Here is a 22,070-nt window from a genome sequence, read left to right on the forward strand (position 1 = left end):
CAAAAGCAGATCAAGAGCGACTCGCTTCGCATCGTGGTTACTGCTGGGTGAATCAAGGCGAATCGCTGGTTAGGCCAATAGGCAGCTCTTTTCGACGACCCAGGTTTGCAATCAGGTAGGCGACGGAGTCGGCGTTGCTCAGTACCGTAAGGATGCGTTTAAGCGGATCGGTACGGAAAACCTGCCGGGCATCGGCGAGGGTTTGGGTGCCGGTGACAGTCAGCAGCCGATCTAGCACAGGCTGTGTCGACGAGCCCTTGGCGGGATCGGTTTTGACGCCGGTGGCAATATCGACCACCTGGAACAGCTGCTGCGTCGGGGTGCTGAGCGACAGGCTTGAAAGCTGGCGGTTTTCCAGGGCTGCCTTGGTTTTACTGCCCGCGGGGGTTTGGGGGTCAATCAGGTCATGAAAAGGATGGGTGGACTGCACGTAAGCCAAGTTCAATGTCGCACAGACATGATGCGTGATTTCGTGAATAAGGGTGGTCGCACGGGCGTGGGCGTCGACATGAAAGGGTTTTATCAACAAATGATCGTATTGCAGGCCCGGGTTGAAAAATGCTTCGGTCAAGTACACCAGTTGCAAGGGGTCGGGGACGATCGTAAAAGCCATCACCTTGTAGGCCCCCTGAAGTGCCGGTATCCGCGAGTGGCCAATGACAAACCGCGCTGAGTCCGCGCCGGTCAGTGAGGGCTCCATCAACGCGCTGCAGACCGTGTCGACGATCGCCTGAATTTTTTCAAGGTGCTCGGCCTCGAGGGTCTGCAGGCCGAAAAACGTTTTGATGCGTTTGGCGACATCAGGTGCAGCCAGGGGTGTTTGGGCAAGCAGGCGCAGGTTTTCCTGGGCGTTCCTTGTATAGAACGTCGCCAATACCAGTGCCTCAATAATCATCAACGACTCCTGAGCGTAAAGCGCGCGAATCTGGCGCATGCCGCTGGCCAAAATATTCATACTGGGGCGCGCAAATGGCTCGGAATAGAAGCGATTGGTCAGTCGCGCAATAGCTCGTCGCCCCGTCAGCAATGGGTCAGTGCTGCTGAGCATCCACTGTTGTCGGGTGTTGCTGTGCACCAAAGGGCCGACCTCCCCCTCCCCCGTGACCCGCCAGCCCAGGTCGTGTTTGATGACCTGGAACACTTTGCCTGCCACTGCTGCGTAGTAATGGCTGGAGGCCGATTGGTAAAGGTTGAGTGAGGTGTCTTTAATCAGGCTGGCCAAGCTCGGCTCAAGGACTTCGAAACGCTGGAGCCGGGTGCGTGGCGCAGCGGTAATGTCCAGCGCGGGCCAGGACACCACGGCGGTCGCAGGCGTGGAAGGCGGCGGGCTCGGCTCGGCTGCTGGGGGTATGCCGCCCTCTGATACGGGAGGCATGGAATTGCGCAGACCGACCAGTAAGGCGACGCCGCCGATAAAATGACCCAGCGCCTCATGCCATTGGTTGCTCTGCAGCTCTTCGGCAGACGCTTTGAACAACGTGAAGCTCTGCCAGACTATCAAGGGGTAAGCCAGTTTTCCGGCAAAAAACACGATGGCCTGCTGCACACCCTCAGCGAACACGGCCTTGGCCGTATCCCAGGCGGTGTCTGCATTGGCGGTTTTCTGGCAGCCCAGCAACGTTGTCAGCAACGCGACATTCTCGGTGTACAACTGTTTAAACAAAGGCGCGTTGATGGGGTTGCATGCCAGCTGCAGGCCGGTGCTGGCCTGGGGTTGCTCCAGTGCGCTGGCCAGTGCTGCGTGGTCAACTGCCGGGACCAGCAGCCGAACCCAGCGCTGTAAGGCATCGCTGGCTGTCAGCTCGGCACGCAGTGCGGCCTCAACCGAATATTCCTTGAGGGTGTAGCCTGGACTATAGGGGGCATAAAGGACTAGAGGTCCCGCGTCACCTGAGGCGGGACCGATCAAATAAGTCCCGGGAATCCTGATGGTGTTCTTCCCGTCATCAACCAGCAGCTCCAGAGGGCGGATCATGGCGGTGGCGTTCACCACTGTCGCCCGGGCGATAGCATCGGGCATGTCCATGATCTGTTGAATGAGCCCGAAGGCCGCCGGTGAAAGCTGACCTTGCAGCATCATGCCATGAGCGTATTGCATCAGTTGCCACGGCAGTTGCTTGGCGAATCGTATAGCGCGTTGCTCAAAATCCGGGCTGGTGGGGCCCAGTAATCCTTCGATGTAAGTCTGATAAGCCCCATTGATATTCAGCGCCTGTATCCGCGTTTTCAGCGTCTGTGCATTCAGGGCGGATGGCAATGGCGTTTTACCGGTGCTGGCGAACAGCGGCACCTCATCGTCCCAGTACGATTGATGGCTCAAGGCATAGTCCAGCAGTGACTGGTTGCGCGCAGGCGTACTGCCCTGCGCCGGCAGCCCGACTTCAACGTCATCCGGTGTCAGGCTGGCCTGATCGTCGCCGTCCTTGAGCACACCGCTGAGTTTGTCGTGCGTGAACCGAGCCAGCGAGTCGATCCCGTGCAGGTAGTCCTGATTATCAGTGACATTGTTTCGATACTGCTCCAACAACTCGGCATAGAGCTGTTGGTCGACAGCACTGGCGTTGCCCAACCATTGCAAACCATGTTGCACGATCATGGCCTGGACCATATCCATGGCACGCCGCAGGTTGGTAGGCGCCAGGTCTTGCGTGGCTTGAACCTGCCACAGCTTGCGCAACTGTTCGAGCGACAGTTTTGTGGACAGGATTCGCTCCAGCTCACGGTCTTTGTGTTGAGCATAGGTTCGTTGCAAGTATTCGACGAGGTTGTCTTCGATCAGCTCAAGGGCACTGAGTGCATAGGACGGATGGGGGTGCCAGTCCGGTTGCGCCAGGTTCTCCAGCAAAGCTTGTCGCTCGTCCGGGCTTGCCAGGCGTCGATTTATCTCTGCTTTGAAGTGGCTCAATGAACGGAAACTTTCCAGTCCCAACGCGGGCGTCCAGAGCAGTGCACGACCGCAATAGTGAGGGTCAAGCCCGCCGCGCTCGGTCAGCATGAAACAGTGAATGAGTACCTGCTGGGTGTGTTGCCCTGCGGGCGTGATCACCAACGCAAACGCATCAGGGCGAAACCCGTTGACACTCAGGCGCAAGTCTCGGGCGTAAATACCCAGTACGGTTGAGAGTACTTCGTAGTCCAGGGGCAATAACGCATTGTTCCACAGCCTGACTTGCATTTCCCCGGTCAAGCCCATCTCCATTGCTTTTCTCAGCAAGGGTTGCATGTTGGGGTACGCACTGTGGGTTCTACGCAAATACGGCTTGAAACCGTCGACTGCACTGTCGATCAGTGTATTGAAGTCGGTGATGTCCAAGCCTGAAATCTTGGTGGCGGTATTGTCAGAGGTGACTGAGTAGACGTGAGTGTTCAACGGGTCGTTCAGTGAATCCACATCGCCACATAAACGCGCCAGAAAATACTCGACCATACTGCTCGATGACAGCAGTTGAGGTGTATCGGTGGCACTGGAGGGGCTGCTGTATTGACGCACCGAGAGGCACGCTGCCTGCAGGTGTTGATGTTTAGCGTGCAGCTTGGTGTTGAGATAGGTGGTGGCGGAATCCTCCAGCGAAGGGCGCCATTCCAGGTGTCGTGCGATTTCAGCGCTGACGTTTTCGAGCAACTGCACCGAGGTGCGCAATGCCGAGAGCGTTGGCGGAACCCTGGGTTCTGTCGCCGCCGCAGTCCAGGTACTTGCCAACTGGGTACTCCAGCGGCCCATGGGGTCGAAGGTGAGTAGCATTGGATCAATCATGCCACGCACATCCAGCACATGATCGACTAGGGCATCGAGGTCCATCGTGCCCTGGCTCAGGCGATATTGATCGAGGGCGTATTCAAGGTTGCGGCCTTGCTTCTCAATAATGCCCACCATGATGCTGTCGAAAACACCCCCCGTGATCGGGGCTTTTATGACCTCGCAGGCCGACAGGTCGGCTTCGTTGAAGCGTTTCGGCCTGGACAAATGATTTCTCCAGGCATCGGCGTGCCGGCGCGGGTTGAGGCTATCGATAAGGTGGGCTTTCAGCGCATCCCGTGCAGCGAACGATTGCAAGCCTTGGTGGGGGGTGTAGAGCAGCCAGGGCGAATCATCGTCACTTTCGTTATTGCTGATGATGAGTGTGCCTGCCAGCTCGACAGGGGATTGCCCTGGCGCCTGCAGCAGTGCCTTTTCAACAGTCACGCTGGGAGCCGCCGTTGTTGCGGCAAGCGCAGCCTTGAGCGGCAAGGCCAGTAGTTGCAAACGCTGGTCAACCGTAATCGCCGCTTGCTGCTGTTGGTCCAGCGCCACGGTGATAAAGGCATTGGCCATGGCATGGGTAAACAGTTGCAGCCGTGAGGCCCCGGTGGAGGCAGGCTGCGCCCAAAATGCCTTAGGCTGTTGCTTCATGTGGGCTCGCAAACCCCGCGCCAGCCCTTGCACCGAGGCTTCCCAACGCAACTGATCGTCAGCCCCCTGAACGGGCTGCTGCGGGTCAGGCGTGCGTTGAGGGTCAACGTAGCGCCGGGTTTCCCCTTCAGGCCAGCCATTGTTGACGAAATACTGGAGGACGGTTGCGCTCAACGTGCGGGTGGTCGTGTGCCGCAGCGTTGGCGTGTCAGCGCTACCTGATTCGCTGGCAGTGTCGATAACATAAGTGTGCACCTGGATTCGGTGCTGATCGACGCCCGCAAACGTCTGCGCCAACTGCGTGCAAATGTATTCATCCAGCAGCGAGGTGAAACTGGGCAGCTTGAGCAGTTCCTCGCGCATCAGACGGGCGTTATCCAGCAGGTTGTTGGCGAGGGTCGTGTGTTGGGCTTGGAAGACAGCGCCGCCCACGGTATGTGCGCTAATTGTCAGGTTCGCAGTGGGCGTCAGGATGTGCTGCTGGGAGATGGAAAGGTAATCGAGCAACCCTTGGCGCTGCGACGAGTCTTTGAGCCACGCCCCCAGTTGCATCCTGAGTGCGTTATGGCTTTGCAGCTTTTCCAGGCCGCGAACGGGCGTGTAGAGAATAACCCCCCCTTCCGGGGCGGGGCTCATGACGAAGGCGCCCGCCAGTTCAATAGCCGGTTGACCGGGTACGTTCAGTTGCAGGGTTTGAACGTGCATCGGCACTGTTTGTGCGCGTCGCAACGCATCGGTGGCCAGGTAGACGGTGTCGAACCAGTCAAGGTCCTTGAGGGTAAAGTTGCGTGCGCGTTGGCGCTTGCTGAGCTGCGTGCGATCGGTTTGAGTTTCGCTGAAAAAGTACGGTGGGTTGTCCGTGACCATTGAATACGCTCCATGCCGGATGGGCTGCTGAACTGAGCAGCGGTGAGTGATCGGAGAGGATCACTCTGGCGCTTCACGTTTCTGCCGAGGAGCTACATATGCCTATGCACCCGTGCTTCATGCTCCGCGGGTAGCTCGGCGCATCGCTTGCCATCCCCCCGGAACAGCGCAAGTGAGCGCAGCAGCGTCCCGGTGTCCCCCTCAGTGATAAAAGCGTCCCGGAAGGCTTTGCCGGTCTCTGGGTTGAACAGGCCATCGCGCTCGAACCGCTCAAAAGCCTGGCGGGCCAGCACACCGGACCACGGGTAGGAATACAGTTTGGCCCCATAGCTCCCCATCGGTTGTTCGAAGCGGTTAATCGGGCGGGCGCCATCAGGCCACTGCAAGTACCCCACCTCAGCGTTGGCCTGGGTGAACACCTCATGAGGTGTACGCCCATCGCCGTAGGTACGGTGCAACTCGAAGTCGACGAGGCCCGTGAGCAACACACTGGCGGTTTCATGACTGGTCTGGGTGTGAACCAACCGGCTCATTTTATTGGCCATATCATCACCCAAGGGCTCTCCCGTCTGAAAATGGCCAGAGAGCCAGACCAGGAACGGCGAAGTAAAGCAGAACTGCTCCAGCACTTGGCCGAAGAATTCCGCCGCATCATGGCTTAATTGGTTCATGCCGGAAATCGCGCGATAGGGGGCGACGGTCAACAGGTGCTGCAGGCAGTGGCCGAACTCATGCAACAAGACCCTCAATTGCAGATGATCCAACAAGCAAGGCTGGGCCTCTGTCGGCCGTGGCAACTGGCTGCGTAGCACTGCGATAGGCCGTTGTGGGCGCCCCTCGGCCGTCATTCGGTGGCTGCGCAAGCCAAAGGCGGCGCCAGTCTCGCCACCCTCTACGCGGCGATAAGGGTCAATGAACAAATGTCCGATCGGTTGCGCATACTCCCTGAGTTCAAACACCCGCACATCCGCGTGCCAGGTATCGATCGTGGTCTGTTCGACCAGCTCTACGCCGAACAGGGTCTGGGTAAAGGTGCACAAGCGTTGCAGCACGGTGTCCAACGGGAAATAGTTGCGCAACGCATCCCGGGAAACGCCAGCCACGTCCTGACGGATTTTTTCCGCGAAATAGCTGTGATCCCAGGGTTGCAGAACAGCGACCCCGTGCTGCGCGGCATAGCGTTGCAGTTGTTGCGCCTCATCGGCGAATGTCGTGCGTGCCTGCTCAACCTGTTGGTGCATAAAGGCAACGACCTCATCGCTCGTCTGCACCGTTTGCTCTACCAACGCCAGCTCGGCGAAGTTGGCATAGCCCAGCAATTGTGCTTTCTGGTGACGGCTGTCGAGCAACACTGTCAGGATCGGTTCATTATCGGTGGCAAGGGCATCAGCACTGGTGTCCACGGCACGGCTGTAGTAAGCCACCATCATTTCCTGGCGCAAGGCTCGATGGTCGGCGTAGCTCATCACGTCCTGAAAGGATTGCTCGCAAAGGGTTAGTAACCAGCCATCCAGACCTGCGTCCCGAGCCGCGACCGCCAGGCGGGCCAGGGTTGCGTCGGGCAGCCCGCTCAGCAGCGCCTTGTCTTGAATGTGCTTACGCCATGCATCGCTGGAGTCTCTTACCCGGCGCAGGAACTCCTGGCTGAACTCACCGATTTGCTGGTTCAGCGCTTTGAGCCGTAGCTGCTTCTCAGGAGAAAGATCAAGGCCAGCCAAATGGTACTCGTGCAATATTTTACGCAACGCACTGTGGCGTTGTTGATTGAAAAGTGCCGCGATCGGGCTATCGGCAAGCTGTCGGTGCAACTGATACAGGTCGTCGTTCACGGCCAACTCGGCTTTGTACTGCATGGCCAACTCATAACTGCGGTTTGATGCCTGCGCCCATGTCTGCCCTTGGGGGTGGGCGTCAAGCAGCTCAATGACGCTGAGCACGCCATCCAGGCGAGCCTCCAATGCCTCCACGGCTTGCACCAGGTCATCCCAAGTGGGAAATGGCGCCTGGCTGGAAATAATCGTGGCGGTGGCGTTGCGACTTTCAGTGATGATCTGCTCAACGGCGGGCACCAAGTGTTCGGCCCGGATGGCTGAGAACGGTGGCAAGTCGTAGGGCTGTAGCAGTGGGTTGTTTTCAGACATGAAGTCACTCTTCAAAGGTAGCTTGCGAAGCAGCCAGCCTAGGGAGTGAATCATCGTTGGGTGGGTTAAATAGGTATGAGTAATAGGAACAAAAAGCGATAGCACGCAGGACACGATCGTCAGTCATCAACATCAGCCTTTGCCCCCCCGCCTTACCCATGCACTGCCGCAGGAGCGCGTCATGCCGCGTGGCAGAGCCCGATAACCGCTTGGAGTGTTGTAGGTTATTTCCGTCAGCCCCAACACGCTTCACCGTAGCCTCCGTCTCGATTTCCTCCAGGTGATTGTGGGGCCTTTTACGCGCTCCTAGACTTCGCCGCCGTAGGGCAAACCCCTGTTCCCTCATGATTCCCACAGGCGGCATGGCGCACATTTTTTTGCCGCCGCCACTCGCAAGGAGCCTCACCCAATGACCAAGACCTCAACCGCCCTTCTCCTGCTCGCACTGGCCAGCCTGCTGGCGGGCTGCACCACCAACCCCAACGTATTGCAGATACACAAAGTCACCGCCGAGGCGATTGGCTTGGCCTCTACGGATGAGCTGACCATGGGCCCGGTCACCAAGAGCAAGGAGGACTTCCTGGGCGGCGCTGAACTGAACTTTAAAGCCACGACCGCCAAGGGCCGTGTGTTCAACTGCTCGACAGTGATGACGCCAGGCATCCTGCTTGAGCCGCCGAAGTACTCGCGCCTGACCTGCACGAAGTAAGGCTGGCAGCCGGTGCGGGCATTGCGCGCACCGGCTATGCGCACAGATCCACACTGATGCTGGCGAACAAAAACGCAGCCTACCCACGTCATTTCTACCCATGAAGGATCGTCCTCGACAATGAAACCCGTCATCGTCGCCATTGCCCTGCCGCTCTTTGCAGGCTGCGTCACGCCCAAATACTGGGAAGCTACCGGCGGCAACCCGTCCGATGGGCTGGTCCAACTCTCCTACGTACATACGCCGTTTGAGTACGGCCAAATCCGCGAATCCCAAGGCTTGGCAATCGCCACGGGGCGCTGCCAGTTTTGGGACTATGCGCGGGCAGAACGCGCAGGCACAGAGAAATCCGTGTGCCGAACGATGGGGCAGTTTCATTGACTGGAAACCAAGGTGACTCAGGATTATCGGTGTCAAAAGTGACAACCACCCAAGGCGCAAAGAGGCGGTTTGGAAAACCAAATCAAAGATGCAACGCGGGCCTGGACTCGCGAACGCCATGGACAGAAGGCACCCGCACACGCAGCGCAATCAGCAACGCAGCCAGCAGCATCAGCACCGCTGCCGCTATGAATACGCCCGCGCTGCCACCGAGGCTGAACACTGCACCGCCAGCGGCAGCGCCCGTGGCGATGGCGGACTGCACAGAGGCCACCACCATGCCGCCGGCGCTTTCCGCCTGATCAGGTACCGCACTGGCGACCCAATTCGACCACGCCACCGGCACACCGCCAAAGGCCAAGCCCCAGATTGCCAGCAGTACCGCCTGCCCCGGCAACGAGGGCGGCAACAGCACCAGCGCCAGTGCTGCAACGCCGACCAGCGCAGGCATTAGCACCAGAGTGGCCAGCGGGTGGCGCTCCAGCAGCTTGCCGGCCAACAGTGTGCCGACGAAGTTCGCCACCCCGAAGCCCAGCAACATCAGCGACAGCCCTTGCGGGCCGATGCCGGTAGTGCCTTCAAGGAACGGCCGAACATAGGTGAACATCGCGAAGTGGCCGCTGTGCACCAGCACACAACCGAACATCCCCATGGCGATGCCCGGGCGCTGCAACACGTCGAAAACCGTGCGCAGACGTGCCGGCCGGCGCGGCGCGAGGCGCGGCAAAGTCAATGACTGAAACGCCAGGGTCAGCATGCCGACCGCCGCCGCTGCAAAGAACGCACTGCGCCAGCCGTATAGCCCACCCAGATAGCTGCCCAGCGGCACTGCAACGACCGTCCCGATGGCAATACCGCTGAAAATGATCGAAAGCGCCCGAGGCAACAAAGCACTCGGCACCAAGCGCATCGCCACCGCCGCAGCCATGCTCCAGAACCCGCCCAGGGCAATCCCCAGCAAGATACGCATCAACAGCAGCACCGCGAAGCTGGAGGAAACAGCGACCAACAGATTGGAGGCAACCATCAACGTGGAAAACCCCAACAACACCCAACGTCGGTCGATGCCGCGGGTCAGGCCTGGCACCAGCAAACCGGCGAACAACGCTACCACTGCTGTCACCGTCACCGCCTGGCCAGCCAGTGCTTCGGACACGCCCAGATCAGTCGCCATCAGTGTTAACAAACTGGCCGGAAGGTACTCAGCGGTCAGTAATCCGAACACCCCCATTGCCAGCGAGAAGACGGCCATCCACGCGGGGGCCGCAGGCTCTGCATCCGAGAAGGCGTCGGGATGGCGGTTGGATACGGCATTACACACACAGTCAGTCATTACAGGGATCTCCCAATCATCATTGCGACCCGCAGTCTAGGCGCGCGAATCTGGATGATCTATGATCCAAAATCTCTCATTTTTGACTAAAACACCTGAACCATGTCTGCAGAACAGTTTGCGCTTGCCTCGGATCTCATCAACGAACTGTTGCGCGGCATGCGCCTGCGTGGCGTCGAATACCGGCGTATACAAACGAGTCCGAGTTTCGGTTTGGGCTTCGCTGAAAAACCTGGGCATGCCTGGTTCCACTTCATGGCGGTCGGCAATGCGGTCCTGCGAATGGAGGACGGCACCACCTACGCGCTGTCTGCCGGCAACGCCGTGTTCATCTCCCATGGCGCGGCCCATCAACTGTATTCCCATGCGGACGTACCCGTTCAGGACATCGACCGCCTAGACGGCGTCCCCCTCGGTGACACCGTGAGCGCGGTGCACACCGGAACCGATGCCAGCCCAACGCCGAGCACCATTTTGTTCAGTGGTTGCATGGAGTTTGAACTGAGCAGTATCCATGGCCTCGGCAAGCTGATGCCGGGCCTGATGTTGATTGATGCCGGCGGCCAGCGCTACCCTGGACTGGTGCCTATCCTGACCACCATGGAACGCGAGGTCAGCGCCGCACGTGTGGGCTTTGCAGGTATCCTCGCGCGGTTGGCCGACGTGGTGGCCGCCATGGTCGTTCGCGGCTGGGTGGAGTGCGCCTGCGGGAATGCCTCTGGCCTGGTCGCCGCCTTGCGCGACCCCCGCTTGGCCGGTGCACTGCTGGCGCTCCATCAACAACCGGGCCGCGACTGGACCGTTGCGCAGTTGGCAGAGCAATGCAACACCTCACGCTCGGCCTTCGCGGACCGCTTCCAGGTGACGATTGGCATGACGCCGCTGCGCTATGTCACCGAACTGCGAATGCGGCTTGCAAGCCAATGGCTGACCCTCGAAAGACTGCCGATCGAAGAGGTAGCACAGCGCTTGGGCTATACATCCCAGGCGGCTTTCAGTCGCGCATTCAAACGTATTACGGGGAAGACACCGGGGTTAAGTCGCAGGGTGAGTCAGCCCGCTGTGACTTGAAGCTGAGCGCACATAGCTGACGGTCTGTGCCTCTGAATCGTTTAATGCCCGTTACGTCGAGGAATGGGTCACGGCAGCGCATAACCGACTAAAGGACTGTCAAGGATGACAGTAGACGCCTGCGACGCCCCACCTGAGAATGAAGGCCACGCGGCGAGAATCCCCAGCCTCTGAGACTGGGCCTGCACGTTTGCCGCCAGCACTCGATGAGGGGCTCAGTCATGGAGATCACTGAATGCCGTGCCGCAGACAACGTCATCTTGACGCTAAAGCAGCCGATGAACGCGCGACGCACACGTCTGCTGTGCGGCTATCTGCGCCAGATCAATCCACCGGCCGAGTATTTGATCCTGGTCGAGGAATGGACGGCGCAAGCCCATTACGTGCAGTTCAACCAGATTACAGGGTGCGCGCGCATCACCAAAAAACTGCGGCCACGCCCGGCCTGAGCATCTCCTTATGAACTTCCATCCACGCACCATCAGCGTAACGCTGGCGATCGGCTTGTTCACCACCACGGGAGTGGCACAGGCGGAACGCGGCCTCATTAAACCGTCGCATCCGCGTGGCTCTGACACAGTCCTGTTTCGCATGTGGTTATGTCGTATTCAGTCATCGCTGACTTAGGGCCGCTCCTCGCTGAAAGCTATTGCGGCCACACCCCCAACCTTGTTCACGTCCCTCTTCGTTTTACGCTCTTCCAACAAGGTCCTGGGCAACACAAACCCTTCAAAACTGCGCTGTGTAATCGGGTTATTAGCCTTCTCCGCGCCTATCCGATAACGCATCAACCCATCGGCGACTGAGAAGGTCAGGTCCACGCTGGTGTCGGTGCGGCCATTGAGGTGCCCGCGACTCAGCAGCCGGAACAACGACCACGGCCCGCGGTAGCTCAGGCTGGCGGTGTTGCCGGTGCTGTGCACCAGAGTCAGTTGACTGCCATTGCTGTTACCCAGGCTGTTGGGCCACACCAGTCCCGTGCGTTGCGGCGCGCCGTGCTGGTAGGGGATCAGTTGGCCGTCGACGCTGAGCATGCTGCTCAGGCGAGTGGCGCTCAGGGCCAGGGGTTCGATGGTGAGTTGCACGGCCAGATGGCCGCGGTGGTTGAAAAAGGTGTCGCGGATGCGCTCGGCCTTTTTCAGTTGTTCCAGCACGTCGCTGCGTACCAGGTAGCCGCCGAGGCTGTCGGAGTACAGGGCATCGAGGTTGTCCTTGAGGAACACGTTCAGGAATTGGTCGTGGAACTGCTGCAGACGCCCCTGCGGGCCGAAGAAGGCTTCGAAGTCTTCCAGCGAGGCGTCCTCGCCACTGGCCTTGAACGGGTAGCGGCCCGCCAGGCGCTCGCGATAGAAGCTGTAGATCTCACTGTCCCAGCGCTTTTCCAGCTCGCGCAGGGCGGCGATCACCAGCACTTGCGAGGTTTGGTCGGCGAGTTTTTTGACCTGCTGATTCAATGGTTCGGGCAGCCCCACGGCGACGCGTTGCAGGTTGGCGATGGGGTCGGCGCCGCCCAGGGAGAAGCGGTTGAGCACAGTTTTAAGGGCTGCTTTGCCGGGGTCCGGGTTGTCGTGCACGGCCTTGGCGTAGTCATAGACGGCGCTGACCGAACGCAGGGTTTCTTCGTAATAGGACGGCTGCTCGCCTCGTGCGGTGATCAGCTCTGACAGACTTGAGAATGCGCGCCGAATCCCTGCTGCCTGTTGTTGCCCCTCGGGCACCTTATCCAGTTTGAGCGGCGCTTGCCCTTCAGCCAGGGGCACGGCCGGGTAGATCACGCTGTTGTCACGCAGGGTTTCCAACAGGCGTCGTAGCGGTGCGGCCGGGCCGGTGACTTGTTCCAGCACCGCCACGCCGTGGCTGAGGTCGTCAAAGTCGGTCACCGCGAACTGGTTCAGCGCACGCCGCCAGCTGTCGACGTAGTCGGCGCTGTACAGGGCGCGGATACGCTGGGTCAGCACGTTGCGGTCTTCGTCGGAGTAGTCCAGGCGTTGTCGTTCGCCAAGGACCCACTGGTCGATCATCGCCAGTTCGATGATGCCCTTGGTACCGGGTTCGAAGTAGTCCTTGAAACCCTTGGCGGTGAGCAGCGGCGGCAATTGCAGACCGCTGCCGGCTTGATCGGTGTTCAGCGCACGGTAGACGATATCGAACGCCGGGCCGACCTCTGTGCGCAGGTCCAGCGGCCGATGCATACGCTCCAGAGCATCCTGTTTCAGGCTCATATACACCCGTTCAGCCATGGGTAACTGGCGCAGTTGCTGCTGCACTTGAGTGATGCGTTCGCGGTAGTTCGGCAGGTCGGCATCGGCGTATTTCAGCGCGTAGCCCAGGTGGCCCATCAAGTCGGCCTGCAACTGGCCCTGGCCCGGATAGGCGCGTTGCCATTGCTTGGCGACCCACTCCTCGACAATCGCCGGGCGGCGGTTGGGGCGCTCTTCGAGCATGCGATACACGCGCAAGGCTGCCAGTTGCTGATTGCTGCCGGCGGGCGCGGTGTTAATTGCCTCCAGCACCCCGCTGGCAATGGCTGGCAGGAAGCGCTTGGACAGCAGATTCAAATAGGCCTCATCCACCGTCGGACCAATCGCCCTGCCCTGGTACAAGCCCATATCCGACAACAACGGCCAGGCTTCACGGTAATCACCGTAGACCAACACCGCATCGCGAATCTGGTCCAGAGGCAGCAACAGGTTGCGCCCCGTAGGGTCGACCGTGGCGTCGATGTCTCGCTCACTGAACTCCTGACTCTTGGCCAACACGTTGGCCGCTTTGTCGCGGTTGATATCGAAGTAAAACTGCCAGGTGCCGACGACCACCAGACACCCCAAAGACGCAACGCTGAACCCGGCGATCAACAGCCGCCGTTTGCTGCGAGCCACCTTGATGTTGTCGCCCGCCAAGCCCGCTTCGGGGTAGATCACCCGCTGGAACAGTTGCTGGGCAAAGTAGATAGCCGTGCCACCGGCCGGTTTGACCTCCGGTGGCGGTGGTGGCAGTTGATACGCCTGCCCTGCTTCTTTGATGAAAGCGTTGCTCAGAGCGCCCTGCTGCAACACCGAGGAAAAATACAGCCCGCGCACCAACGCGGGTGTGGTGAACCGATCACTGCCAAGCATCTCGGTCAGGAAGCCAAACAACGCGGGGCGCAAGCCCGCCATCTGATGCATCAGCGCTTGCAAGCGATCACACTCATCCAACGTACGCGCCTCCCGGGTGCTGTTGAAAACCTGTTCGCAGAGGCAGTCGACAAACACTTGATATTGACGCGTCAGTTCCGCCAGCCAGGCATCAAAATCATCCACCGCGGCCAGGCTGAACGTGAAACCCAGCAGGTCTTCGCGGCCACTGCGCGATAACCTGGCGAAGAATTCTTCGAAGCCTTCCAGCAGGTCGAACTTGCTCAGCGTCACGTATACCGGCAAGCGCGTGCCCAATTGCCGCGTCAGCTCAAACAGCCGGGTGCGCAGCAGGTTGGCGTGGGCCTTGCGTTGTTCGGGACGTTGCGCCAACAAGGTCTGTATATCAATTACCAGCACCACGCCGTTCAATGCCCGACGGCTGCGGTTGCGCGTCAGCCAATCGAGCAGATGCGACCAAAGGCGCGCATGAGTGCCGCTGGGCAACACCGGCTTGACCTTGCCCTGCTGCTCAACGTTTTCAGCCGGTGAATCCGGGTGGCTGAGAAATTCACCCGGCGGGTCAATCAACACCGCCTCGTCCCCGATCCACCAATCCACCGGATAGGCCAATTGCTCTTCCTGAGCCCTGACCCCAGCCTTGGTCACATGAGACAAGGAAAAGCTCTGGTTGGAGCGCGTGATCAGGCTGGTCTTGCCAGCATTCTCCTCACCGAGCACCAGGTACCACGGCAGTTGATACAGCGAACGACGGCGCTCCATGTTGTTGAGCAAATTGCCCAGGCTGCGGTCCAGCGCCCGCTCTTGATCTTCGATATAAGGCAAGCAAGGGTCGGCCTGCACGGCAGCCTCGTGCTGGCGCTCAACTTGCAAACGCTGATAACGCTCGCGCACGCGCCACGCCCAGATCAGCAGCGGCACCACGATCACCACCACACTGGCCGAGACCCGCATCGCCAGCTCGCCCAACGGTTGGCGCTCACGCCACGTCCACTGCGGGCCCAGCCACCAGATGGCGACCAGCAAGAACATCACGCCCAACAGCACCAACACCGGCCATGCCTGGTTGAATTGGCGCAGCACCGGCAGGCCCCCGCGTTTGAGGTAACTCCAGACTGTTTTCATGAATCGCTCCTAACGCTTTTTTAGAGTTCGTTGCTTACACACGGTGAACGCATCCCTGTTGCTCCCGCTGACCCACGCCCGGGGGCATGGCTTGCGTTTTCAACGCTGGCGATGAATTCATGGAGGATGCGTTTGCTTTCGACAGCCTCCTTGACACTGGGGCCGCGACTGTTGGCCTCAGGGTCCGGTCTGGGCACAACCGCGTTGTAGCGGATGCGTACGGATTTGAGGATTGCGTCCCACACGGCCATGGCTTCGTAGTCGGTGAGAGAGGGGTTGACGGGTTCTGGTGACGCGGGTTGTTGCCAGAGAGGCCGTTCGTAGCCTTTGTTGGCGAACTGGGGAAGGGTCCAGCGCACTAGGTCTTCGGGTTCGTCGGGATCAACTGGCTCTCCTTTCATGCCACCCGCCGACAAACGGATGCTCATGCCCGGCCTAGCCAGCGAAGGATTGTCCCGGTAGTTTTCGCTCACAAAGAGTATTTGACGGTGAGTGTCATCGCTGAAGCCGATCAGGGATTCTTCGGCTTGCATTCCGGCTAATGTGATTTGGCCCATCCGCAGTTGTTCATAATCGCCTGCGAGGAATAATTTCCCGTCTTTTTGGGTTCGGACATGCAAACGTTCTCCATCATCAGGTGATAAGGCGTTGTAGTAGACGTTCAGCGATACGTCTGAAGCAGGGGGGTGAAAATAGAAACTGGCGATCTCATGGTCGTGATGACTGCGAATGACAACCGGCCCAAGCGCAAAGCCCGCGCCTGCGGTTTCAGGGGTGACTTTGAAGATCTCTTTTGAAAGTTTTAACAGACGATCTTCAACAGGAGCGGTATTACCCTTGAAGGAGTCCGCTCGGAGCATGACGTAGACATCATCGACCAGCAGGTGGAGTTCGTGAACGAAAGTCTGACGCGGTGTTGGACGCCGGTAGTATTGCAACATGACACTTTGCGGTGTCTGCGCTTTGGCTGACACCAGCATTGATACGTCATCCATCTCATAGTTTTTGACCGCGGCGATCCTGCTGGCCCGTTCCTGCAAGGAAGCGGAAAAGCGTTGCTGTGACACCCCCTCGCCCAGCACACGCACTTCAACGGATGCATGATCGGCCCCCAGCCCGTAATACAACTTCACATCCCCTCCGCCGGTCCAACTGGAAGGCAAGTCGATCAGCCCACGGCCCAGCGCCCAGGTGCGCATGTTGCTGGTCAGTTCGTGCACGGTTTGTTTCTCCTGTTCACTGGGTTGTTTGAAGGCGGCGCAGCCCGCGAGCAACGCGAACGTCAAGCCCATGAAAAGAAGCTGGGGGGGTTTAGGATGAAGGCGGCCAAAATAAAGCCGGTGGGCGCTATTCATTGATCGCTATCCCCTGGTAATGACCTACGTTTTTCCAGGCTGGCAATGAACTCATCGAGGATGCGCTTGCTTTCGGCAACCTCCTCGGCACTAGGCCCGCGAATGTTGGCCCAGGGGTCTGGCTTGGGCACGACCGAACCGTAGCGGATGCGTACGGATTTGAGGATGGCGTCCCACACGGCTATGGCTTCGTAGTCGGTGAGCGAGGGGTTGACGGGTTCTGGTGATGCGGGTTGTTGCCAGAGAGGCAGTTCGTAGCCTTTGTTGGCGAACTGGGGAAGGGTCCAGCGCACAAGATCCCTGGGTTTATCAGGATCTATGGCGGTACGCTTCTTTCCGCCTGCCGATAGGCGAATACTCATAGCTGGACGGCTTAGGGATGGGTTATCTCGATAGTTCTCGCTGACGAAAAGTATTTGACGATGTGTGTCATCACTGAAGCCGATCAAGGATTCTTCGGCTTGCATTCCGGCTAATGTGATTTTGCCTATACGAAGTTGTTCATAATCGCCTGCGAGGAATATTTTCCCGTCTTTTTGGGTTCGGACATGCAAACGTTCTCCATCATCAGGTGATAAGGCGTTGTAGTAGACGTTCAGCGATACGTCTGAAGCGGGGGGGCGAAAATAGAAACTGGCGATCTCATGGTCGTGATGACTGCGAATGACAACCGGCCCAAGCGCAAAGCCCGCGCCTGCGGTTTCGGGGGTGACTTTGAAGATTTCCTTCGACAGCTTTAAGAGTTGGGCTTCAACGGGTTCCGTATCGCCTTCGTATGATTGAGCCCTGAGCATGACGTAGACATCATCGATCAGCAGATGAGACTCATGAACGAATGTTTGGCGGCGCGTTGCCTGCTTGTAGTACTGCAGCAACGTTTCCCTGGGTGAGACAAATTTTGCCGACACCAGCATCGACACATCTGAATTCTTATAGTTCTTGACTGCCGAAATCCGACGTGACCGCTCATTCAAGGCTGCATCAAATCGCTCCTGCGTCACGCGCTCCCCCAAGATCAAGACCTCAACGCTGGAGTGATCAGCTCCCAATCCGTAGTACAGCTTCACATCCCCGCCCCCCGTCCAGTTGGCGGGTAAATCTATCAGCCCACGGCCCAGCGCCCAGGTGCGCATGTTGCTGGTCAATTCGTGCACGGTTTGTTTCTCCTGTTCACTGGGTTGTTTGAAGGTGGTGCACCCTGCAACCGATCCAAGCAGCAGGCATGTAAAAAATACGGTCAGCCTGCGCATAGAGGCCTCTTGGCTTTCGCCGCGATCTTGATCAGGGAGTAGAGGGTGAATTGCTGGGTGAGCGGGTTGGCGTAGGAGGCTTCATGATCGAAACCCGGTGCCTGCACTTGCTGGCGGACAGAACCCTGGCGGACCTGCCTGATCGGCGCCCGGCCGGAGCTCACCGGTACGGTGCCGTCGCCAGCGCCGTCCTGCATACGGCAATGCAGTTCCCAATAGCTGGTCTGCACGGTCTTCACTGGTGCATTGGGGTCACCGCGTGGGGGCATTACGCTTTCGGCTTGCCCGCCTACGTACAACGGGCTTCGTCCGTCGTCACGCACCTCATGCATTTGCAGGCTGGACACCGTGAAGGCATCCGGGCTTGAGGCATAAGGGCCATTGAGGCGAGACCCACGACGCATTTCCCAAGTGATGGATTCGAAACTGGGATGCTTATCGTCGTTGCCGTAGTAAACGTAGGTTTGAGGGTGGTAAGCCCCAGCAATATCCTGGTGAAACTCTCTTGCGCTCTGGATATTATTCGCGAAATCTTTCCAAGTAATCGGATCCCCATCCTTCGGTGCCAACCACTCTTCACGCAACAATCCCCACCAGCGGTCACGGCGTAGATAAATCTCTTCGTAAGGATCCTTTACCGGTTGACGCGGCATAGCCGGGGCTCCGCGCTCGTCAACCAGCCGCAGCCAGCCCGGGGCATAGTCCTGGGTGGGCAGTAATTGCAAGGCACCGGGTGCCTGCGCAAATACAGCGGTGACCTCCTGACCGGTGGGGCCAATGACCGCACCGGCAATGGGGTCTTCGTCGCGCATGCCGACCTTACAGCGACGGTAAGCGACCGGCGCCCCGATGGCGGGCATCACGCCGTGCACGACGCCGGCAATTTTGTCGGCCATACCCGGTAGCTGCGCGCATCGCCGTGCCACCAGCCCACCCATGGAGTGGGTAACCAAAATCACCTGTTGGCAGTTGCGACCGTACTGCTGCATGAGTTCATCAATACGCTCAGCCAGCCTTGACGCGGCCTCCTCGTTGGAGTCCAGCCAGTTGTAACCACAGGCATGCACCGGCATACGGTAGCCACCACGCGCCGCCAACTCGTGCGAAATAATCGACGGCAACTGCGCCGCCAGGTTAGCGCCCAACCCGGGCATGGCGATGGGCATTTCGGGTTTCAACTCGGTGACTTGAACCGGGCCGGGCTCGACACTGCGGGTATGCAGATGCTCAGGCCGAATGTCGAACTGCGGCCATTTGTGCGGCATGAATTCGCTGTTAAGGGTGTCTTCCAGCCACAGAAGAAACGCGTGGTAGCTGGTTTCGCTAACTTCGCCCCATCCGCGCTCTCTATAACGCTGGGTCAAGGCCAGGGCAGCCTTTTTCCTGTCCCGTTCCGGCTGGGTAATGACCGTGCCTACGGCAAGTTTGGGCACTGCTCCTTCGTTATCTACTTCCACCTTGTCAGGATGCAACAAGCGTTGCCGCACTCCTGGCTTTTTGTTGAACCAATTTGTGGCCAACCATATGTTCTTACCCATAAACCCGGCATCCAACCGCCAGATAGGCACCCCCTCCTCTCCCGAATCTTCACTTTCCTGCTCCGCAGGCTTGCTCTTCAAATTCGACCCCATAATCCCCGGCACAAAAATCACCGGCAGCACCCCGTCCGGCGGCAATATGCAGTGCACCGGGTCGGTGATATGGCTGGGCGTGAGGGTCCAGGTATGCACAGGGTTGCCCCGCGCGTTGTAGTGCATGGGGGCGACACGGGGGGTCGTCGGGCTATCGGTCATATGGGGTCTCCGTTTTCAAGCCATTCCAATGTCAACCCTTCCAGCGTCATGCCCTGTTGCAGGGTGACGTAGCCTTCGCCATCAGTGCGGCCTTCGAAGCGTGCGCCGTCTTTGCGAACCAAGGCGTAGGCACGGTTGCGCATGGGTTGACCGTTGAAAAAGGGTTGAAAGCGTTCGTTGAACGAGGTGCTGGGCCAGCTGTTGAGTTGTGTTGCGGCATGGCTGGGGTCAATGAATTGTTTGTTCGCAGCTTTCACAATGAAATCGCCGGGCATGCCCAGCTCGATATTGCCGCCCTGCATCTTGATGTAGGCCCCGCCGCACAGCAGGGTGATGTGTTTGTCCGCCGCCACCAGCACATGTTGCTGGCTGGCGCTGATTTCCACGCTCTGATCTGCTTGCACCTGGATGCTGTTGTGCTGGGCCTGCAGCAGCAGGTGACCGTTCTGGGCGATATGGCGCATGTCACCGCCCTGGGCGAACAGGCCCAGCTCGTCACCCGCGTTAATCACCACTTTTTTACCGGCGGTCAGTTGCAGGTTCTGTTGCGCGACACTGTCGATGTGTTCGCCTGCGCCTATGGCAATGCTGCGGGATGTGGCGGCAGCAATGCCCGCGGGCCCGCTCAGGGCGATGATGGGCTGCGCGCCAGTGCCTGTGCCGTTGGGCTGATCATTGGCGCCCTGCCCCAGGGTGTTGACGGCCTCGGTGAGGGCCTGTTGCGGCTGCCAATCCTGGGCGATGCCTTGGGCAACCTCAGCCGAACTGCCTAGCTGCTTGGCCAACGCCAGGGCGGTGTGCAGCACCTCAATGACTTGCTGGCGCTCGAGTTGGCCCGCAGCGGCCTTCAGTTGCGCTTCAGCAGTCAGCAATAAACCTTTTGCCGCGCGCAACGCACCGTGCCCATCCGTACGTAACTCAAACCCCTCCCCCCTGGGTTTACCGCCACCGTAATGGCGGGGGTGAGTGAGGTAACCCAGATGCAGCGCGCTGTGCTCGTGATCGCTCATCAACGCCGCGCTGATTTGCGCCGTGGTGTCGTCAATGCGCAACTCATTGGCGCGGGTCCCCTTGAATTCGCGACTTTTGGTTGTCGCTACGGCGTTGAGCTTAGGTAGCTCGTAGGGCGGCAAATTGGTCTCGCGGTAGGTGCGGCCTATGGCGATAGGCTGGTCAGGATCACCGTCCAGATAGCTGATCACCAGCTCCTGACTCACACGTGGAATGGCCATGGAGCCCCAGGTCGCGCCAGCCCAGCCTTGCGTGACGCGGATCCAGCACGAGCTGTGGTCGTTGTTTTTGTCCGCGCGATCCCACGGGAACTGCACCTTGACCCGGCCCCATTCATCGCAGTAGATCTCTTCCCCTGGCGGCCCAACCACCGTGGCGATCTGCGGGCCGTCGATGCAGGGTTTGGCACGCAGCGGCGCCTTCCAATCCGAGGTCCAGCGGATGGCGCTGGCGGTCATTTCATAAGAGGTGCCGTGGTCGCTGCCGAATGCCTCTTCCTCCAAGCTGGTGTGCTGTTTGCCTTCGTGCTTGATGGCGATGGTGCGCCAACGGTCGTTGAAGTCTTCGCGGGGATGCTCGTTGAGGTCGAACGCCAGCCCCGGTTGCAGGCGTGCATCGTCACCGGCCAGATGCGCCAGTTTGGCGTCATTGCGCAGGGCGGTCAGCCGGGTCTTGGTGAAGGGTTTGCCGGCGATGTCGCGTTTGTAGCGGCCAGGGTAGTCGTAGCGCTCGTAGTCCTTGTGCTGGTTTTTCAGGTCTTGGTCGCCGGTGGCGGTGTGCTGCTGGTCGTAGCGCGGGTGGGTGAAGGTGTAGTCGCGTTGTACCTGGCGGGCGGTGCGTACTTGTTCGGTGTAGTGAAAACGGGTCAAGGCCGGTTCCGTGGCATCGCCACCGGCCATGGGTTGGTAGATCACGGGGCAATGTTTGTGCGTGCCGATGGTACCCAGGCCGCCGACGCGGTCGGTGAGGACGAGGGTGTGGCCGTCGTCGCGGTGTTCGAAGGTGTAGAGCAGGCCTTCTTCGGCGGCGAGGCGGGCGATGAAATCGAGGTCGGTTTCACCGGCCTGTACGCAGTATTCGCGGCGTTGGTGGTCGAAGCAGATTTCGCGGCGGATGTCGGTCAGTCGGTGCTCGGCGAGCACACTGGTGATGATGTCGGGCACAGTCTGGCCCTGAAAGATGCGCCAGTTGGAGCGCAGGTTGAAACGCGCCAGGGTCGGTTCGATGACGGCGGTGTAGCGGGTGCGACGAAAACCGGTGTCGCCCTGGGTGAACAGGCTGACCAGGCCATGGACGTAACGTACTGGGGTTTCGCCGCGCCAGATGGTGAACAGCCCCGCCAGGTCGAGCACGTTATTGAAGTCGATGGCCGCGTTGTGGCTGGCCAGTTGCAGTTCCAGCTTGAACGGCTGGGACAGGCCTTCTTCAAGCGTGAAAGACACCACATCGAAGGCATCGCCTTTCAAGGGCTCGAAGGTGAATCGCAGGTCGCTTTGGCGGGGCACGT

At 59.4% G+C, this 22,070-nt stretch carries 12 protein-coding genes; 4 read left to right on the top strand and 8 right to left on the bottom strand.

The genetic code is table 11. The features are described 5' to 3' along the window. Positions 1–52 precede the first annotated feature (52 nt). Positions 53–5,257 carry a dermonecrotic toxin domain-containing protein gene (locus HU731_RS26180; protein WP_186606286.1) on the bottom strand — a complete coding sequence of 1,735 codons (5,205 nt, stop codon included), beginning with the start codon at positions 5,255–5,257 and terminating at the stop codon, positions 53–55. 92 nt (positions 5,258–5,349) lie between these two features. Continuing rightward, the gene (locus HU731_RS26185) at positions 5,350–7,398 is read right to left on the bottom strand and encodes a M3 family metallopeptidase (RefSeq protein WP_186606285.1); all 2,049 of its coding nucleotides are present in this window, start codon (positions 7,396–7,398) and stop codon (positions 5,350–5,352) included. Between the two features lie 409 nt (positions 7,399–7,807). Between HU731_RS26185 and HU731_RS26190 the strand changes: the two genes are divergently transcribed. Continuing rightward, complete coding sequence (locus tag HU731_RS26190) at positions 7,808–8,107, top strand: hypothetical protein (RefSeq protein WP_014718001.1); 300 nt, start codon at positions 7,808–7,810, stop codon at positions 8,105–8,107. Between the two features lie 120 nt (positions 8,108–8,227). Further along, positions 8,228–8,488, top strand: coding sequence for a YecR family lipoprotein (yecR, locus tag HU731_RS26195; RefSeq protein WP_186606284.1), 261 nt, complete (start codon positions 8,228–8,230; stop codon positions 8,486–8,488). An 82-nt stretch (positions 8,489–8,570) separates the two neighbouring features. Here the strand turns inward: yecR and HU731_RS26200 are convergent, their stop codons facing one another. After that, positions 8,571–9,821, bottom strand: a complete 1,251-nt coding sequence (locus tag HU731_RS26200) for an MFS transporter (protein ID WP_186606283.1) — start codon at positions 9,819–9,821, stop codon at positions 8,571–8,573. A 102-nt stretch (positions 9,822–9,923) separates the two neighbouring features. Here HU731_RS26200 and HU731_RS26205 point away from each other — a divergent pair, with 102 nt between their 5' ends. After that, positions 9,924–10,892, top strand: coding sequence for an AraC family transcriptional regulator (locus tag HU731_RS26205; protein WP_186606282.1), 969 nt, complete (start codon positions 9,924–9,926; stop codon positions 10,890–10,892). Between the two features lie 221 nt (positions 10,893–11,113). Then, positions 11,114–11,341, top strand: coding sequence for a hypothetical protein (locus HU731_RS26210; RefSeq protein ID WP_060767487.1), 228 nt, complete (start codon positions 11,114–11,116; stop codon positions 11,339–11,341). A 174-nt stretch (positions 11,342–11,515) separates the two neighbouring features. Here the strand turns inward: HU731_RS26210 and tssM are convergent, their stop codons facing one another. Genes tssM through HU731_RS26235 form a run of 5 tightly spaced genes read right to left on the bottom strand, consistent with a single transcriptional unit; the run spans position 11,516 to position 22,068 of the window. Further along, positions 11,516–15,154 carry a type VI secretion system membrane subunit TssM gene (gene tssM / locus HU731_RS26215; RefSeq protein ID WP_186606281.1) on the bottom strand — a complete coding sequence of 1,213 codons (3,639 nt, stop codon included), beginning with the start codon at positions 15,152–15,154 and terminating at the stop codon, positions 11,516–11,518. 20 nt (positions 15,155–15,174) lie between these two features. Further along, positions 15,175–16,509, bottom strand: a complete 1,335-nt coding sequence (locus HU731_RS26220; RefSeq protein WP_225931537.1) for a T6SS immunity protein Tli4 family protein — start codon at positions 16,507–16,509, stop codon at positions 15,175–15,177. After that, entirely contained in the window at positions 16,506–17,759 is a 1,254-nt protein-coding gene (locus tag HU731_RS26225) for a T6SS immunity protein Tli4 family protein (protein ID WP_186606280.1), read from the bottom strand. The genes HU731_RS26220 and HU731_RS26225 overlap by 4 nt, the downstream gene beginning before the upstream one ends. After that, the gene (locus tag HU731_RS26230; RefSeq protein WP_186606279.1) at positions 17,747–19,552 is read right to left on the bottom strand and encodes a Tle4 family T6SS lipase effector; all 1,806 of its coding nucleotides are present in this window, start codon (positions 19,550–19,552) and stop codon (positions 17,747–17,749) included. The genes HU731_RS26225 and HU731_RS26230 overlap by 13 nt, the downstream gene beginning before the upstream one ends. Then, positions 19,549–22,068, bottom strand: coding sequence for a type VI secretion system Vgr family protein (locus HU731_RS26235; protein ID WP_186606278.1), 2,520 nt, complete (start codon positions 22,066–22,068; stop codon positions 19,549–19,551). The genes HU731_RS26230 and HU731_RS26235 overlap by 4 nt, the downstream gene beginning before the upstream one ends. Positions 22,069–22,070: the final 2 nt, after the last annotated feature.

Source organism: Pseudomonas salmasensis (assembly GCF_014268375.2).
Classification (GTDB): Bacteria; Pseudomonadota; Gammaproteobacteria; order Pseudomonadales; family Pseudomonadaceae; genus Aquipseudomonas; species Aquipseudomonas salmasensis.

Bases quoted from the DNA above. Each gene is read 5' to 3' on its own strand.
- HU731_RS26180 (WP_186606286.1), bottom strand. From the start codon at position 5,257: ATGGTCACGGACAACCCACCGTACTTTTTCAGCGAAACTCAAACCGAT.
- yecR (WP_186606284.1), top strand. From the start codon at position 8,228: ATGAAACCCGTCATCGTCGCCATTGCCCTGCCGCTCTTTGCAGGCTGC.
- tssM (WP_186606281.1), bottom strand. From the start codon at position 15,154: ATGAAAACAGTCTGGAGTTACCTCAAACGCGGGGGCCTGCCGGTGCTG.
- HU731_RS26190 (WP_014718001.1), top strand. From the start codon at position 7,808: ATGACCAAGACCTCAACCGCCCTTCTCCTGCTCGCACTGGCCAGCCTG.
- HU731_RS26210 (WP_060767487.1), top strand. From the start codon at position 11,114: ATGGAGATCACTGAATGCCGTGCCGCAGACAACGTCATCTTGACGCTA.
- HU731_RS26185 (WP_186606285.1), bottom strand. From the start codon at position 7,398: ATGTCTGAAAACAACCCACTGCTACAGCCCTACGACTTGCCACCGTTC.
- HU731_RS26220 (WP_225931537.1), bottom strand. From the start codon at position 16,509: ATGAATAGCGCCCACCGGCTTTATTTTGGCCGCCTTCATCCTAAACCC.
- HU731_RS26200 (WP_186606283.1), bottom strand. From the start codon at position 9,821: ATGACTGACTGTGTGTGTAATGCCGTATCCAACCGCCATCCCGACGCC.
- HU731_RS26230 (WP_186606279.1), bottom strand. From the start codon at position 19,552: ATGACCGATAGCCCGACGACCCCCCGTGTCGCCCCCATGCACTACAAC.
- HU731_RS26205 (WP_186606282.1), top strand. From the start codon at position 9,924: ATGTCTGCAGAACAGTTTGCGCTTGCCTCGGATCTCATCAACGAACTG.
- HU731_RS26225 (WP_186606280.1), bottom strand. From the start codon at position 17,759: ATGCGCAGGCTGACCGTATTTTTTACATGCCTGCTGCTTGGATCGGTT.